Source organism: Clostridium peptidivorans (assembly GCF_900205925.1).
Taxonomy (GTDB): domain Bacteria; phylum Bacillota; class Clostridia; order Clostridiales; family Clostridiaceae; genus Clostridium_AK; species Clostridium_AK peptidivorans.
Window position 1 is genome coordinate 1 of sequence record NZ_OAOD01000001.1, and the last position, 15,812, is coordinate 15,812.

17 protein-coding genes and 1 riboswitch are annotated in these 15,812 nt (G+C 28.8%); of the genes, 14 read left to right on the plus strand and 3 right to left on the minus strand.

Features of this window, described 5'->3' with window-relative positions; all coding sequences use genetic code 11:
- The first annotated feature begins 158 nt into the window (after positions 1-158).
- From CRN98_RS00005 to tkt, 5 genes are all read left to right on the plus strand, one after another.
- Positions 159-803, plus strand: coding sequence for a hypothetical protein (locus CRN98_RS00005; RefSeq protein WP_097025372.1), 645 nt, complete (start codon positions 159-161; stop codon positions 801-803).
- Positions 804-816: 13 nt separating this feature from the next.
- Positions 817-1,953, plus strand: coding sequence for an AAA family ATPase (locus tag CRN98_RS00010; RefSeq protein ID WP_097025373.1), 1,137 nt, complete (start codon positions 817-819; stop codon positions 1,951-1,953).
- Positions 1,954-1,964: 11 nt separating this feature from the next.
- Positions 1,965-3,359, plus strand: coding sequence for a vWA domain-containing protein (locus CRN98_RS00015; RefSeq protein WP_097025374.1), 1,395 nt, complete (start codon positions 1,965-1,967; stop codon positions 3,357-3,359).
- 77 nt (positions 3,360-3,436) lie between these two features.
- Complete coding sequence (locus CRN98_RS00020; protein ID WP_097025375.1) at positions 3,437-4,312, plus strand: YitT family protein; 876 nt, start codon at positions 3,437-3,439, stop codon at positions 4,310-4,312.
- Between the two features lie 84 nt (positions 4,313-4,396).
- Positions 4,397-6,385 (plus strand): transketolase, encoded by a 1,989-nt coding sequence (tkt, locus tag CRN98_RS00025; protein ID WP_097025376.1) that lies wholly within the window; start codon positions 4,397-4,399, stop codon positions 6,383-6,385.
- A 37-nt stretch (positions 6,386-6,422) separates the two neighbouring features.
- On the opposite strand, the gene CRN98_RS00030 is transcribed toward tkt, so the two are convergent.
- Complete coding sequence (locus tag CRN98_RS00030; RefSeq protein WP_097025377.1) at positions 6,423-7,190, minus strand: polysaccharide deacetylase family protein; 768 nt, start codon at positions 7,188-7,190, stop codon at positions 6,423-6,425.
- A gap of 333 nt (positions 7,191-7,523) precedes the next feature.
- Here CRN98_RS00030 and CRN98_RS00035 point away from each other — a divergent pair, with 333 nt between their 5' ends.
- Together CRN98_RS00035 and CRN98_RS00040 are read left to right on the plus strand one after the other, a co-directional pair.
- Positions 7,524-7,769, plus strand: coding sequence for a TM1266 family iron-only hydrogenase system putative regulator (locus tag CRN98_RS00035; protein ID WP_097025378.1), 246 nt, complete (start codon positions 7,524-7,526; stop codon positions 7,767-7,769).
- Between the two features lie 22 nt (positions 7,770-7,791).
- On the plus strand, positions 7,792-8,319 hold the full coding sequence (locus CRN98_RS00040; protein WP_097025379.1) for an ECF transporter S component: 528 nt from the start codon (positions 7,792-7,794) through the stop codon (positions 8,317-8,319).
- A 29-nt stretch (positions 8,320-8,348) separates the two neighbouring features.
- Here the strand turns inward: CRN98_RS00040 and yyaC are convergent, their stop codons facing one another.
- Positions 8,349-8,930: a spore protease YyaC gene (gene yyaC / locus CRN98_RS00045; RefSeq protein ID WP_097025380.1), complete on the minus strand. Its 582-nt coding sequence runs from the start codon at positions 8,928-8,930 to the stop codon at positions 8,349-8,351.
- Positions 8,931-9,060: 130 nt separating this feature from the next.
- Entirely contained in the window at positions 9,061-9,243 is a 183-nt protein-coding gene (locus CRN98_RS17435; protein WP_143331263.1) for a hypothetical protein, read from the minus strand.
- 246 nt (positions 9,244-9,489) lie between these two features.
- Between CRN98_RS17435 and CRN98_RS00050 the strand changes: the two genes are divergently transcribed.
- From CRN98_RS00050 to CRN98_RS00080, 7 genes are all read left to right on the plus strand, one after another.
- Positions 9,490-10,521, plus strand: coding sequence for a pyruvate kinase (locus CRN98_RS00050; RefSeq protein ID WP_097025381.1), 1,032 nt, complete (start codon positions 9,490-9,492; stop codon positions 10,519-10,521).
- Positions 10,522-10,625: 104 nt separating this feature from the next.
- Positions 10,626-11,345: a hypothetical protein gene (locus CRN98_RS00055; protein WP_097025382.1), complete on the plus strand. Its 720-nt coding sequence runs from the start codon at positions 10,626-10,628 to the stop codon at positions 11,343-11,345.
- Between the two features lie 28 nt (positions 11,346-11,373).
- Positions 11,374-11,473, plus strand: a riboswitch (purine riboswitch).
- A gap of 103 nt (positions 11,474-11,576) precedes the next feature.
- Positions 11,577-13,001: an NCS2 family permease gene (locus tag CRN98_RS00060; RefSeq protein WP_097025383.1), complete on the plus strand. Its 1,425-nt coding sequence runs from the start codon at positions 11,577-11,579 to the stop codon at positions 12,999-13,001.
- Between the two features lie 134 nt (positions 13,002-13,135).
- Complete coding sequence (locus tag CRN98_RS00065; protein ID WP_097025384.1) at positions 13,136-13,900, plus strand: ZIP family metal transporter; 765 nt, start codon at positions 13,136-13,138, stop codon at positions 13,898-13,900.
- A 17-nt stretch (positions 13,901-13,917) separates the two neighbouring features.
- Positions 13,918-14,622, plus strand: coding sequence for a pseudouridine synthase (locus tag CRN98_RS00070; RefSeq protein WP_097025385.1), 705 nt, complete (start codon positions 13,918-13,920; stop codon positions 14,620-14,622).
- Between the two features lie 14 nt (positions 14,623-14,636).
- On the plus strand, positions 14,637-14,801 hold the full coding sequence (locus tag CRN98_RS00075; protein WP_097025386.1) for a DUF4264 family protein: 165 nt from the start codon (positions 14,637-14,639) through the stop codon (positions 14,799-14,801).
- A 98-nt stretch (positions 14,802-14,899) separates the two neighbouring features.
- Complete coding sequence (locus CRN98_RS00080) at positions 14,900-15,778, plus strand: MurR/RpiR family transcriptional regulator (RefSeq protein WP_097025387.1); 879 nt, start codon at positions 14,900-14,902, stop codon at positions 15,776-15,778.
- Positions 15,779-15,812 lie beyond the last annotated feature (34 nt).

Genomic DNA, 15,812 nt, shown 5'->3' on the forward strand with positions numbered 1-15,812 from the left:
ATAATAAGGGGCTGTCTCAAAATGATTAAAAAATCATTTTGAGACAGCCCCTTATCACTTATTCTTAGTAAGTAATAATTATTGTTTATTAAAATTATGAAATATGATATCATATTAACAGAAAATATAAAAGTTAAATCATGGATGGTGAGGAGTATATGAATATAGAAAAAAATTTAGATATCATAAAAAGGGATCCATATTTCATAAAAAATATAGATAATCCTACAGAGGAAATGTGCCTATGTGCTGTAAAAAATGCATGGAATTCACTAAAGTTTATAAAAACTCCTTCAATAGAGGTTATGAAAGAAGCAGTAAAAAACAGGGGATGGGCACTACAATTTATAAAAGAGCCTCCTTATGAAATTCAAAAGTTAGCAATAGATAGAGATCCAGATTCCATAAAATATATAAAAGAGCCCTCTTTAGAACTACAACTTATGGCAGTACATAAAGATTGGAGTGTACTAAAATATATTGAAAATCCATTTTTAGAGGTTGAAAAAGTTGCAATCAACAAAAATGAAGAGTCAATGAGATATATTGTAAACTTAAATGAAGAAAAGTTAAGAGTGCTTGTAGTAGAAAATATAAAAATAGCTAAGTATATAGATGAGTATAGCAAGGAAAAGTTATTAGATACAATAAAATTTAAACTAGGGGAAGAAGACATAGATAGCAAATATGTAATTGACTTTATAGAATGTGAAGCATTTAAGTTCAATAGAATAAAATTTATTCATAAGTATGGAAGTAAGAAAACTAAGAAAATATTAGTAGACTATAAACTTGGAACATAAGGAGTGATAATAAATGAATTTTAATGATGCGCTTTTAACAGTAAAACTTGCAATAGTAAGCGGTGCAGTACCACTTTTAATAGGAGAGAGCGGTATAGGAAAAACTTCATTGATAAAGAAATTAGGTGTAGATGAAAATTATTATGTAGTAAATATAGATGCTAATCTTTTAAAAGAAGGAGAAATAGGAGGACTTCCTACAGTAGAAGATTATGTAGTAAGTAAAGATGGAAAAATGATTAAAAATAAAAGAACGGTATATGCTATACATATAAAACTTTTGCAAATAGAGGAATATTTAAGAGAAAATAATGCTGGAAAAGTGCTATTATTTATAGATGAAATAAACAGATGTGAACATACAGTACAACAAGAGCTTATGAACTTAATATTAAATAGGGAAATAAATGGGTACATGCTTCCTGAAAATGTATATGTAATTGCTGCTATGAATCCTTCTAATAAATACGATAAATATCATCAAAGTGAATATCAAGTAGTAGATATGGATCCTGCCCAGGAAAATAGGTTCGTTTGGATTGATATTGATTCAGATGCAAAAACTTGGCTTACATGGGCAATGAGTAAAGAGGGAAATATACATAAAGATATTGTTGAATTTATTGGAACCTTTCCAGAGTATCTACATACACCTTATATAGAGGAAAGTATAAAAGCAACTCCAAGAAGCTGGCAAAGAGTTTCGAAAGCTTATGAAATTTATTTGAGTAATAAAAATAAATATCCTAGTAAAATATTTTATAATTTAATAAAGGGAAATGTAGGCGGAAGCATTGCACAAGACTTTTTAAATTTTTTAGAAGAAAACAAAAACCCAATTATTAAACCACAAGATATATTTGAAAAAGGATACTTAAGCGATGAATTATACGTAAAAGTGAAAAGTGAAAGTCATTCAAGACTTTATATTGCAGCTAAAAATGCTCTATCATACCTAAAGGACATTGAACATGGAGATAAGGAGATAAACTTATTTTCGGAGTTTATTCAGATGTATCCTAAAGATTTAAAGGTAGGTATAATGCAGGAGATTAAATTTAGTTACAGTGATTCATTGTACAAAGAATTTATAAATAATGATATATTTATTGAAGGATACTTTAGTCTATATGAAGATTTAGAGGATTAAAGGAGATATTGATGAATAGCAATGGTTTTGAGAATTTAAGAAAAGAACTTTTAAAAGAAGTATATACTTTAGGAGAAGAGCTAAGCAAAAGTGAAAGCTTTAGAGTAAAATTTAATAAACTAACAGAATATTGTACTTTTTCACTAATGGAGGGAGAAGATAATTTTTTTGGGTTATTCACTATGCAAATGAAAAGAAACATAAATTATAATACCGTTAGTGCATTAGGAACCACAGTATCCTTATCCAGCTTTATATTACATTTTAATCCAACAATATTTTTACAGTGTTCCTTAAAAGAAATGAGAGCTCTTATAAAGCATGAAATATATCATATCATGTTTGGACATTTTAAAAGACATACAGAACTTAGAAAGAAATATAGTGAAGCTATAGTAAATTTAGCTTTAGACGTTTCTATAAATCAATATATTGAAAATTTACCATCTTGGAGTCGCAGCATAAAGGAAGTAAGTTTATCTTATAATGTAGATTTAGAATATGAAGAGTCAGCAGAATACTATGCAGAAAAAATTCATAATGCTATAGAGAAATTAATTAAAGATTCAGGTACAGAAATATCAAAGGAAGTGTTTAATAAGAGTGGATCTGAAAGTGAATATGTATTAGATATAGAAAAAATCCATGATATATGGACGCAGGATAATTATGATTTTAATATGGAACATATAAATGAACTTACTAAAAAGACAGTTGAAAATGCCAAAAGAGGTAAAATGCCTACATCAATAGAAAAAGCTATAAATTTATTAAATAAAAAAGCAGAAATATCTTGGAGTGATTATTTAAAAAAGATTTTAGGTACAATGCCTTCAGGTTATAAGAAAACCATAACTAGAAAGGATAGGAGACAACCGCATAGACTTGAACTTAGGGGAAAGCTTTCTAATCATTTAGCACAAATAATAATAGCAATAGATATAAGTGGAAGTATAACGGATAAAGAAGTTGAAAAAATAATGATTGAAGTATTAGATATAGTTAAAAATTATAAATCAGAAATTACTATTATAGAATGTGATAATAGTATAAGAAGAAATTATAAGGTTAAAAGTAAAAAAGATGTAAAACCAAAAGTGGATACAAAGGGAGGCACTGCTTTTTCTCCAGTATTTGAATATATATATGATAATAAGTTAAGGAATCATTTCCTCATATATTTCACAGATGGAGTAGGAGAAAAGGAACTTACTGTAAATCCAATAAATTATAAAACGTTATGGGTTCTTACAGGAAAGGAAGAAAATTTATCGCTTACAAATCCCCAAGGTGAAGTAAAAAAATTATCTAATAAACCTACTATGAAAAATGATGTAAATATTGCAATAGAAGCAATGAAAGAAATAACTAAGGATTGGGCAGCAGCTGCTAATCAGTATATTTAATAAAGTATATAATAAAATTATCTAAAAAGGAAATTATAATATATGATATCGTATTTGTAGGGAAGGATGTATACTATATGAATTTAAAAATAATAGATAAACCTATAGCGTGGCATCTAAAAAATTTAACATTTATAATTATAGGTACGTTAATATCGTCATTAGGTATTAACCTATTTATAGTAAATGCTAATCTTTTGAGTGGAGGAGTATCTGGTATAGCTCTTATATTACAATATGTATTTAATATACCAGCGGGGTATTCAACTCTTGCAATAAATATACCACTTCTTTATTTAAGTTATAAGAAAATGGACTTAAGATTTACGTTATACACTATCATAGCAACTATTTCATTTTCTGTAATGCTTATAGTAACAAATCCATTACAAAATATAATTTCCATAGATGATACTTTGCTGTTATCCCTGTATGGTGGAATATTAAATGGGGTAGGAATAGGAATAGCATTTACTTATTATGGCTCTACTGGAGGATTAGATATAATTTCCTCGGTTTTGAAAAAGAAAAATGAAAATTTTAATATAGGAACTACTACATTTTCAGTAAATGCTGTAATAGTTATTATAGGAGCATTTATATTCGGAATCACAAGTGCATTATATACACTAGTATCTATATATATAACATCATATATGATAGATATGGTTATTAAAGGTTTTGATAGAAAAAATAAGTTGATTTTTATAATAACTGAAAAAGAAAAAGAAGTTAGTGAAGCTATAATGCAAAATTTAAGTAGAGGTGTTACTTTTTTATATGGTGAAGGTGCATATACTAATGCTGAAAGAAAGGTGTTATATTGTGTAGTAAATCTTCCACAAGTACCACTTTTAAAACAAATGGTGAAAGATATAGATCCAAATTCCTTTATTTCTATATTGGATGTAGCGGAAGTAGAAGGAAAGGGGTTTAGAAAAGATTCTATATAATACAAAAAAATTCTATATTTAATTTGAAAAACTATAGTTTTAGTTTATAATATTAATAGAATAAGTTAGAAAGGTGATGATTACATGAATAATGTAGATAATTTAGCTGTAAATACCATAAGATTTTTATCCGCAGAAGCTATAGAAAAGGCTAATTCTGGTCACCCAGGATTACCATTAGGTGCAGCACCTATGGCATATACCTTATGGGCAAAAAATATGAAACATAATCCTAAAAATCCTAACTGGATAGATAGAGATAGATTTGTGCTTTCAGCAGGACATGGTTCTATGCTTATATATTCACTTTTTCATATGTTTGGATATGGATTAACAATTGATGATCTTAAAAATTTTAGACAATGGGGAAGCAAAACACCAGGACACCCTGAATACAAGCATACTGTTGGAGTAGAAACTACTACAGGACCACTTGGACAGGGATTTTGTAATGCTGTAGGTATGGCTATAAGTGAAAGTTATTTAGCTGAAAAATTTAACAAACCTGATTTTGAAATGATAAATCATTATACATATACACTTGTAGGAGACGGATGTTTAATGGAAGGTATTACTTCAGAAGCAGCATCCCTTGCAGGTACTTTAGGACTTGGAAAGCTTATAGCATTATACGATTCAAATAATATATCTATAGAAGGACATACAGATATAGCTTTTAGAGAAAATGTGGGTAAGAGATTTGAAGCTTATAATTGGCAGGTACTTTATGTAGAAGATGGAAATGATATAGAATCCATAGATAAAACAATTAAAGAAGCTAAGAATGAAGAAAGCAAGCCTTCACTTATTATAGTAAAAACACATATTGGATATGGATGTCCAGCAAAACAAGGCAAGTCTTCTGCTCATGGTGAACCATTAGGAGTAGATAATATAGGAGCTTCAAAAGAATTTTTAAAATGGGCTTATAAAGATGAGTTTTATGTTCCAGATGAAGTTAGAAATCACATGGAAAACCTTCAAAATGATTTCTCAAAAGAAGAAGGAACTTGGAATGAGTTAAAGAAAAAATATGATGGAAGCTATCCTGAACTTGCTAAAGAATGGGATTTATGGTTTGCTAATAAATTAAATGTAGATTTATTAAACGATGAGTCATTTTGGAGTTTTGATAAAAAGATGGCAACACGTGCATCCTCAGGAGAATTGATAAATAGATTAGCTAAAGTTCTTCCTAATTTAATTGGAGGTTCTGCAGACCTTGCACCATCTAATAAAACTTATATGAAAGACAAAGGTGATTTTTCAAAAGAAGATAGAAGCGGAGCAAATTTACATTTTGGAGTTAGAGAACATGCTATGGCTGCTATAGGTAATGGTATTGCTCTTCATGGAGGACTTAAAACATTTGTATCAACATTCTTTGTGTTCTCTGATTATATGAAGGCATCAATGAGATTATCAGCCCTTATGGGACTTCCTGTAACTTATGTTCTTACACATGATAGTATAGGAGTAGGAGAAGATGGTCCTACTCATGAACCTATAGAACAATTAGCTGCACTTAGAAGTATACCTAATATGACAGTATACAGACCAGCGGATTCTAAGGAAACTGCTGCTGCATGGTATCATGCTATAACTCATGAAGAAGGTCCAACAGCATTAGTATTAACAAGACAAAATCTTCCTTTATACGATGAAACAGGTAGGGAAGCTTTAAAGGGTGCTTATATACTTAAGGATTCTGAAAAAGATATACCAGATGCAATACTTATGGCTACTGGTTCAGAAGTAGAATTAATATATGAAGCATCCAAAGTATTAAAAGAAAAAGGAATAGATGTTAGAGTAGTAAGTATGCCTTCTTTAGAAGTATTTGAAGCTCAGGGAGAAGAATATAAGGAAAAGATTCTTCCAATGAATATAAGAAAAAGAGTTGCAGTAGAAGCAGCTTCTTCATTTGGTTGGCATAAATATGTTGGATTAGATGGAGAAATAATATCAATTGATAGATTTGGCGCATCTGCTCCAGCAGAAATACTATTTAAAGAATTTGGATTTACTGTAGAAAATGTAGTTGAAAAAGTTGAAAAGTTAATGAACAAATAATAAAACTAAAAAAATAGAGCATGTTAAATAGTATGCTCTATTTTTTTAGTTTATAATAATATTCTTGTGTATTGTTATCTATAACTTTGAAGTCATATCCTAAGTCTTTATAGTATCTGATTATTTGTGGAAGAGCTTTCGCAGTGTTTTTATTCTTAGAATTACAATGAAGTAATAATATAAGTCTGCTATAGCTTTCTTTATATTTCTTTGCATTTTGAACAAGTTTATTTGTAGTTAAATTTGGATTCACTCCATCAAAAATATCTACATTCCAATCATAAACTTTGAAATTATGCTCATGTAAACTTAACAAAAAATCTTCAGTGAGATGGTTAGCGCTTCCGCCTGGAAATCTTATTACTGAAGGTGAAATATTAATAACATCCTTAACTTTATTACGCACCTTTTCCATTTCTTCTATAAATACTTCTTTACTTGAATATATACTTTTAAAATTGTGAGAATAAGTATGAAGTCCTATAGCATGACCCTCATTGTGTATTCTTTTTAGTATATCTTCTCGCCCTTCAATTTCCTTACCTACTACAAAAAATGTAGCTTTTACGTCATTTTCTTTTAAAACATCTAATAGCTTATCTGTAATTATACAGGTAGGACCGTCATCAAATGTAAGATATACAGTTCTTTTATAGGTTGAATCATCTGCATTATAAGCGCTTAAAGGATTTGATTTATCTTTAGCGTGTAATATATTTAAATTTTTATTCTTAGTACTAATTATAGCTATAAAGACTAAAACGAAAGATAATGTAAATATTATAATTTTTTTAAACTTAAGCACTGCTATCAACTACTTTCATTATATTATTATAATTAGTATCTCACTAAATTTTTTTTTTATTAAGTTTATTATTTTAAGCTGTCAATAATGTAAAATATAATTTTTTTAAATATATTATTAAAAATATATTAATTGACTAAAATGTACTAAAAAAGTATAATAAGATATATCCCTTTTGTTGGTAATTTTTACGAGCAAAAGAGATATTATATTTTAATATGCCTAATTGCAAGGAAGCTACTAAGCAAAAGGGGGAAATACATGAATAATAACGCATTTAAACCTTCTAGAGCTTTTCTAGAAGGTTTTTATTTATATAGAGGAGGATAATTTATGGATAAAAGAATAGGAGTAGTAGGCATAGTTGTAGAGGAACTTGAAAGTGCAGAAAAGGTTAATAATACGTTACATGAATTTGCATCTATAATAGTTGGAAGATTAGGTATTCCTTATAGAGAAAGAGGAATTAGTGTAATTTCTCTTATAGTAGATGGTACATCAGATGAGATAAGTGCCATGACAGGTAAAATTGGAAAAATAAAAGGTGTAAATGTAAAGTCGGCTATGACAAAGAAATAATTTTATAATTAGGGGGACGTAAATGAATACTGTACAAAAATTAGTAAGAGCATCTTTATTATTAGCTTTAGCCATTGCAGCACAAGCTATAGGAAGGAATTTCCCTCAAATAAGTCAATTATTTGTTGGATCTATAGTAAATGCTGTACTTATAATCGCAGCTATAAGCTGTGGAATGCAATGGGGAATACTGGTTGGAGGACTAACTCCTCTTTTAGCATGGTCTATTGGCCAATTACCAGCACCATTTGGTCCATTTGTACCTTTTATAATGTTAGGTAATATTATATTCGTGGTAGCATTTTCATTAATAAACAAAATGGGGGATAAAGCTAGTATTTTTGGAATAATAATAAGTTCATTATTAAAATTTGGATTTCTATTTTTAGCATCTTCTAAGCTTATTACTATATTTAACTTAGCCATTCCTAAAAAAGTTGCAGATAAGTTAGTAATTAGCATGGGAGCTCCTCAGCTTATTACTGCACTTTTAGGCGGGTTTATAGCACTTATATTAACAAATTTATTAAAGAAGAGAAGAGTATTATAAGAGGATGGAAAATTCCATCCTCTTATTTTTTACAGTAGCACTTTATTATTATCATAATTTGAATTGGTCAATGAATTACTTAGATTATATGTTCTTAATAAAGATTTAGCTAAATTATTAGCCATAGAATATACATAAAATAATCTTGTTTGTTGAAGCATATATAAATTAGCATATTTAATATTATGATATTTATTTACAACAGCTTTTATAGATACATTTCCCATACAAAATGCACTATCACATAAGGCAGAAGCAGGAATTAAAGGGGTATCCTCTATTATAAATTTACCAATACTTTTTTTATCTCCTAAACAAGCATCTAATGCAATTATAAAATGATCTTTATATTTGTCTTTAATTGTATCATTATTAGATTTAATAAAACCCAAGTCTATAATATTTTCAAGATCCCCTAGTATGTCATAAGAGCAATTGCTTTCCTTTAGAAGTGTACCAGTTAGGGGACCAAAAGAGTCTCCTAAACAATTATCAGTGCCTATACAAAGTATCAAAATCTTTTTTTTATCTTTAATTTTAGGATATATAAAATTAGAAACATTAATAATTGAATCATCACTTAAAGCATCACAATAATACTTTTCTCCCATGATTTTGGCCCCCTTTTAACTTTGCCATGTACTTACATTAAATAATATATATTATAACATATATTGCCTATATATTGAATAAATTGGAATAAAAAATAGAGCAGTATATAAATACTGCTCTTAATAATCTTTAGCATCTTCTACAAAACAAAGCTACTAAAACTAAAGGTAGTAAAAAATTATTGTTGTTTCCTAAAAATGAATTACCTCCACAGCATTGATTACATTCATGACTATGGCAACATTGACGATTTCTATTACAACAACAGCTAGACTTCTTACAACAATCTTTGTGTTTATGCTTATGACTCATATCCTATCCCTCCTTTTATGATATGTTTATTGTCGTAGATAGGAGTACTAGTCATAATTCATTATATTCAAATAGCGTAAATATGATAATGAATTAATTATTTACATATTAATATTATGTAAATAATTAAAATTAAAACAAACTTTTTTAAATATAATATTTAGTTTATAATAATATAAAAAAGAAATATAAAAGCTTATAGTAATTTTTAAATTTTCTATAAGTGATTCAAGGAGGTATGACAAAATGTATATAATAGCATCTATTGGACCTAAAGTAAATAATATTGATAGTATAACAAATATTATAGAAAATGGAGCAAATGTATTAAGATTTAATTTTTCTCATATTGATTATAGATATTCTGAGGATTTAATTAAATATGTTAAATCAAATTACCCTCATATACTTATTATGGCTGATATACAAGGTAGTAAAATAAGGATAAGTGATAAGTTTAAATTTGAAATAAAAGTGTATCCAGGTCAAAAGGTAGACTTTTATAATGAAAAGGCTAATTTATTTGTGAAAAATGATAGACATAGAGATATGATTCCTTTAATACCTTTAAAATTCAATGGAATTTCTATTGAAAATTTTAATGGTAAAAAGCTTTTAATGAAAGATGGAACTATGGAGTTTGATATTTTACAAAATAAAAATTCTATATTGCATACTATTGTAAGAAAAGGTGGAATACTAAGGAGAGAGAAGGGCATAAACATTCCAGGAGTTAAAAGAAAACATCTAAGATTAAATTATAAAGATAAAGAAGATATAAAATGGGCATTAATCAATAAAATGGATATAATATGCCTATCATATTGCTCGGTAGTAGAGCAAATTATTGAATTAAAAAACTTTATAAACACTCATAAAGGTAAATCGGAATACAATTCACTAATTTGGGCTAAATTAGAAGAAGAAGAAGGTATTAAGAATAGTAAAGATATATTAAAAGTAGCCGATGGAGTGGTAATAGGTAGAGGAGATTTAATAAGTGAAGTAGATATAGCTAAGATACCATTATTTCAAGAAAAAATTATTAAAAATGCATTATTAGAAAATAAGGATGTAATAATAGCTACCTATGTATTAAATTCAATGAAAAATTGCTCTAATCCAAATATAAGTGAAGTTAATGACATATATAATTTTATTACAAGAAAAGTTACTGGCTTTTTACTTGCAAGTGAAGTGTCAGTTGGTAAATACCCAATGGAACCTATAAAGTTTTTGAATAAAATGATCAATTTTTATAACAATAATATTAAATAGTATTATTGGATAATTAAGTATACATAATATATATTATGTATATAAAGAAAAATGTTATCCAACAAATAAAATTTAACTTGAACTTAAATAAAGGAGGGTAACAAATGAATAAACATTATAAAAAAGTATTAAAAAATAATAAAAGTGTATCTACTAATTGGGGAGCATTTCAAGACACTACAGATCCATTATTATTTGATTCTAAAGAACATGCAGTAGATCCATATCAAGATATAAATCAACCCTTAGGAGAAGATTCTCATACAATACCTCTAGATATGACAGTAGAAAATGATAGGGTAAATCCCTCTGTAGGTCGTGAAGCTATAAATACCATAACTGGAGATCCTTATATGTTTACTGGTGGATTAAATAGTAAGATGAATGCTAATATTGCTGACTTAGGTCCCGATACTATACCAGGTACCTATAAAATGCCTTATGAGAGTAGTAGAACTATAAATAGAGGTATTAAAGCCCCTATATTTGATGATACAGATGATCCTATTATTGCTTATGATGATATAAATAAAAATGTAGGAGAAGCAATAGCGCAAAATGGCTTTCAACTAAATGACAGATTAGATCCAAGTTTAAATACTAAAAAAGTAAATTATAATTTGCACAACAGGCAAGACCCTACTATTGAAACCTTGCAACATACAAAATTAAATCATCTTTTAACTGAGCAAAAAAAAGGTAGTGCAAATGAAGAATATATCCATACACGAGACAGCCATGGTTTATTTTATAACTTAGATACAAGGTTTAATGAAAATATCGAAAATAGAGTAGATGTGAACATAAATCCAAAAAAATCTTGACCATTTGCAATTTTCCTGTTATCATTAATAAAAATTGAATATTATCATCCATATAATTCTGATAATATGGTTCAGAAGTTTCTACGGGAGACCACAAATTTCCTGCTATGGGTGAATCTGTTGCATTTATTTTTAGGATTTACTATAGAATTAACATATGCTGGTAACGGGTTTGCTCATAACCCTTTACCAGCTTTTTTTATTTAAAAAACTAAATTTAGGAGGTCTGTAATGAATAATATTTATTCAAACAGCAATAAAAAATCATTATTTGAGTCAATTTTTAAATTATCTCAAAACAAAACTGATGTAAAAACTGAAGTTCTTGCAGGATTTACTACTTTTGTTACTATGGCCTATGCCCTTTTAGTTATTCCTAATATATTAAAATTTTCAGGAATGAATTCATTAGGAGTGATAGGGGACAAGGCTGCCAATCTTTCTACTGCAAATGATCCTGTTATAGCGGCTGCATTTGTCGGTATGTGTATTACTTCAGCTATTGGTACAATACTTATGGGACTATATGCTAATTTACCCTTTGCTGTTGCCCCTGGTATTGGGCTTACAGCGTTCTTTACATATAGTGTATGTTTAACACTAGGTTATACTTGGCAACAAGCATTAGCCGCAGTATTTCTTTCAGGACTACTATTTATTTTAATAACTGTTACTTCTATAAGAGAAAAAATTGTAGAAGCACTACCTGAAAATTTAAAAATAGCTATTACTGGTGGTATAGGACTTTTCATAGCATTAATAGGCTTAAAAAGTGGTAGTATAATAATTGCTAATCCATCTACCCTTGTAGGTTTCGGAAGCTTTACAAATCCTAGCACTATATTAACTTTAATAGGAATTGTTTTAATGGCAGTTTTAATGGCAAGAAACATAAAAGGTGCTATACTATTATCTATAATTATTACTACTATAATAGGGATACCTATGGGAATCACAAATATAAAAGATATAAGCTTTTTAAGTATGCCAGCGAACCCTGGTCCTACATTTATGGCTTTTGATTTTAAGGGACTTATGCATCACGATGGTACAGGAGTTTTAGGAGCATTCATAAGCATATTTATGGTAGTATTAACATTTAGCTTAGTAGATCTTTTTGATACTATCGGAACACTTGTAGGAACTGCACAAAAGGCAAATATGATTGAAGAAGATGGTAAAATTAAAAATATGAAAAAAGCACTTTTAGCCGATGCTATAGCTACAACTATAAGTGCAATGTTTGGAACTACAACAACTGCAACTTATGTAGAATCTACTGCAGGAATTGCAGAAGGTGGACGAACAGGACTTACATCCGTAGTAACAGGACTTCTATTTATACTTTCCTTATTTTTAGGTAGTTTAGTAGGTATAGTTCCATCTGAGGCAACTGCTCCAGCACTAGTAATAGTAGGAGTACTTATGATGAGTTCTGTTAAAGAAATTAACTTTGATGACTTTACAGAAGCAGTACCTGCTTTCTTTACAATAGCAATTATGCCATTTAGTTATAGTATTGCTAATGGCATAGCCGCTGGAATAATATTTTATCCAATAATGAAAGTAGCTACAGGAAAACATAAAGATGTACATCCTATAATATATATATTAGCTGTATTATTTGTATTAAGATTCTTATTACTTCCACAATAATATATAATATAAATATTAAAAGCTCAGCATAATTAATTTGTGCTGAGCTTTAACATTTATTGTTTAGTTGTATATAAATGTATTATAATAAATATTGGTTATTTTATGAAGTAATTAGTAGGAGGATGCATTTAATGTCAAATATAATACTTGGTACTTTAGCAAGCGTATTTACAGGTTTAGCAACAGGCATAGGAGCTATACCAATATTCTTTACCAGAAAAGTATCTCATAAGTATTTAGATGCAATGCTTGGATTTGCTGCAGGCGTTATGCTCGCTGCCACATGTTTTAGTCTTATAATTCCTTCAATTAACTATGGAGGAGGTAATATAAAAGCAGTACTTATAACAGCTGCTGGAATATTAAGTGGAGGTATAATGCTGGATTTAATAGATAAGTATGCACCTCATGAGCATTATTTATTTAATAATAAATCTGAAGGAAAAACCTCTAACTTAACAAAAGTTTGGCTATTCATCATTGCCATAACCATACACAACTTTCCTGAGGGATTAGCAGTAGGAGTTGGATTTGGTGGTAATAATATAAATGACGGAATATCTCTTGCTGTGGGAATAGCACTACAAAATATGCCTGAAGGTCTTGCAGTAGGCTTAGCTTTACTGAGGGAAAACTACTCTACAAAAAAAGCCTTTTTAATAGCACTCCTTACAGGCTTAGTTGAACCTATTGGAGGCATAATAGGTGTATCTTTAGTAAGTGTAGCAAAACCTATACTTCCATTTATATTGGCCTTAGCTGCAGGCGCAATGCTATTTGTAATAAGTGATGAAATAATACCTGAAACTCACGAACATGGTTTTGAGAGAATAGCAACCTATGGACTTTTAATAGGATTTATAATAATGATGATTATGGATGTTACTCTAGGATAAAGGAGTGTAAAAAATACATGGAAAGATTACAAAAGTTTATGGCTAGATGTGGTATAGCTTCAAGAAGAAAATGTGAAGAAATAATTCTAAGTGGAAAAGTTAAAGTAAATAATGAGATAGTAAAAGAATTAGGAGCAAAGGTAAATCCTTTAAAGGATACTGTTATAGTAGATGGTAAACTTATAAAGCCTGAGGAAAAAAAGCTATATATAGCTTTAAATAAGCCTGAAGGATATCTTTCAACTGTTAAGGATGATAGAGGAAGAAAAACCCTCTTAGATTTAGTAAAGGTAGATGAAAGAATATATCCTATTGGAAGACTTGACTATGATACATCGGGGCTTATACTTCTTACTAATGATGGTGAAATATATAATAATATAATGCATCCAAGGGTAGAGAAAAACAAAAGATATATAGCAGTAATCAAAGGTACTCCTGATGAAATAAAACTAAATAAATTTAAAAGTGGTATTGATATAGGTGGATATATTACTGCTCCATCAGATATAAAATTATTGAAGACGAAAAATAATAATACTGAAGTGTTAATAACGATACATGAGGGGAAAAACAGACAAATAAGAAAAATGTGTGAAAAAATAGATCACCCTGTGTTAAAATTAAAAAGAGTAGCTATTGGAAATATAGAGCTTGGTAATTTAGAAAAGGGTAATTGGAGATTTCTTACAAATGAAGAAGTAAAATATCTTAAAGAATAACAGGAGGAATACATATGAAAAATGAGTTGCAATTAATCGCTGTGAAGGAATTAAATCATTATGATGATATGTATAAAATAGTAGACTTTCTTAATAAAAATTTGAGTAATATTAATTTAGTCTTTGGATTAACCGAAAAAGAAGGCAAAGATATACTCTCCATATATAAAGAATCTTAGCAAAAATTGAAAGATATATTGATTATATGTTCATTAGATGATAAAATGAAATAAATGTTGCAATATTTTAGGGAATGTGGAGAAAGGATTGAATTAATATGGATGTTGGAAAACAAGATTTAATGAGAATTATTCAAAGTAGATTCCCAAGACTTAGTAAAGGTCAAAAGCTTATAGCTGAATATATATTAAAACACTATGATAAGGCTGCTTTTATGACTGCCGCAAAACTTGGAATAAGTGTTGGAGTTAGTGAATCTACTGTAGTAAGGTTTGCAAATGAGCTAGGTTTTAGTGGATATCCAAAACTTCAAAAGGCATTGCAGGAACTAATTAAAAATAAATTAACTACTGTTCAAAGAATTGAACTTTCTAATGATTTTATAAGTCAAGAATCTGCGTTAAAAAGTGTTTTGAAATCAGATATGGAAAATATAAGATCTACTCTAGAAAAGATAAATCATAAAACTTTTGATGATGTGGTAAATAGCATTTTTAAAGCTAGAAAGATATATATTGTAGGCCTTAGAAGTTCCACCGCTATGGCTGAATTTTTAGGATTTTACTTAAACCTTATATTAGATAATGTAAAGGTTATTGGTTTTGGAGTTAGTGACATATTTGAACACATGCTAAATATAAATGAAGAAGATTTAGTTATAGGAATTGGTTTTCCAAGATATGCAGCTCGTACTATAGAAGCTTTGGATTATGCAAAAGGTAAGTATGCTAATGTGGTAGCTATTACAGATAGTTTATTATCTCCCTTAGCAGCAAGAGCAGATTATACCTTAATTGCTCAAAGCAATATGGCTTCATTTGTGGATTCTTTAGTAGCTCCTCTAAGTGTAATAAATGCACTTATAATTGCAGTAGGCCTTAGAGAAAAGGATAAGATATCTTCTACTTTTGAAAAACTAGAAAAAATTTGGGAAGACTATGAAGTTTATGCTTATAAAGAAAAGAGATCTGAATAAATGAGAGCGAACCTTTAATGGTTCGTTTTCTTGA

Coding starts and splice junctions, on each gene's coding strand:
- CRN98_RS00005 (WP_097025372.1), top strand. CDS start 159: ATGAATATAGAAAAAAATTTAGATATCATAAAAAGGGATCCATATTTC.
- CRN98_RS00010 (WP_097025373.1), top strand. CDS start 817: ATGAATTTTAATGATGCGCTTTTAACAGTAAAACTTGCAATAGTAAGC.
- CRN98_RS00015 (WP_097025374.1), top strand. CDS start 1,965: ATGAATAGCAATGGTTTTGAGAATTTAAGAAAAGAACTTTTAAAAGAA.
- CRN98_RS00020 (WP_097025375.1), top strand. CDS start 3,437: ATGAATTTAAAAATAATAGATAAACCTATAGCGTGGCATCTAAAAAAT.
- tkt (WP_097025376.1), top strand. CDS start 4,397: ATGAATAATGTAGATAATTTAGCTGTAAATACCATAAGATTTTTATCC.
- CRN98_RS00035 (WP_097025378.1), top strand. CDS start 7,524: ATGGATAAAAGAATAGGAGTAGTAGGCATAGTTGTAGAGGAACTTGAA.
- CRN98_RS00040 (WP_097025379.1), top strand. CDS start 7,792: ATGAATACTGTACAAAAATTAGTAAGAGCATCTTTATTATTAGCTTTA.
- yyaC (WP_097025380.1), bottom strand. CDS start 8,930: ATGGGAGAAAAGTATTATTGTGATGCTTTAAGTGATGATTCAATTATT.
- CRN98_RS17435 (WP_143331263.1), bottom strand. CDS start 9,243: ATGAGTCATAAGCATAAACACAAAGATTGTTGTAAGAAGTCTAGCTGT.
- CRN98_RS00050 (WP_097025381.1), top strand. CDS start 9,490: ATGTATATAATAGCATCTATTGGACCTAAAGTAAATAATATTGATAGT.
- CRN98_RS00055 (WP_097025382.1), top strand. CDS start 10,626: ATGAATAAACATTATAAAAAAGTATTAAAAAATAATAAAAGTGTATCT.
- CRN98_RS00060 (WP_097025383.1), top strand. CDS start 11,577: ATGAATAATATTTATTCAAACAGCAATAAAAAATCATTATTTGAGTCA.
- CRN98_RS00065 (WP_097025384.1), top strand. CDS start 13,136: ATGTCAAATATAATACTTGGTACTTTAGCAAGCGTATTTACAGGTTTA.
- CRN98_RS00070 (WP_097025385.1), top strand. CDS start 13,918: ATGGAAAGATTACAAAAGTTTATGGCTAGATGTGGTATAGCTTCAAGA.
- CRN98_RS00075 (WP_097025386.1), top strand. CDS start 14,637: ATGAAAAATGAGTTGCAATTAATCGCTGTGAAGGAATTAAATCATTAT.
- CRN98_RS00080 (WP_097025387.1), top strand. CDS start 14,900: ATGGATGTTGGAAAACAAGATTTAATGAGAATTATTCAAAGTAGATTC.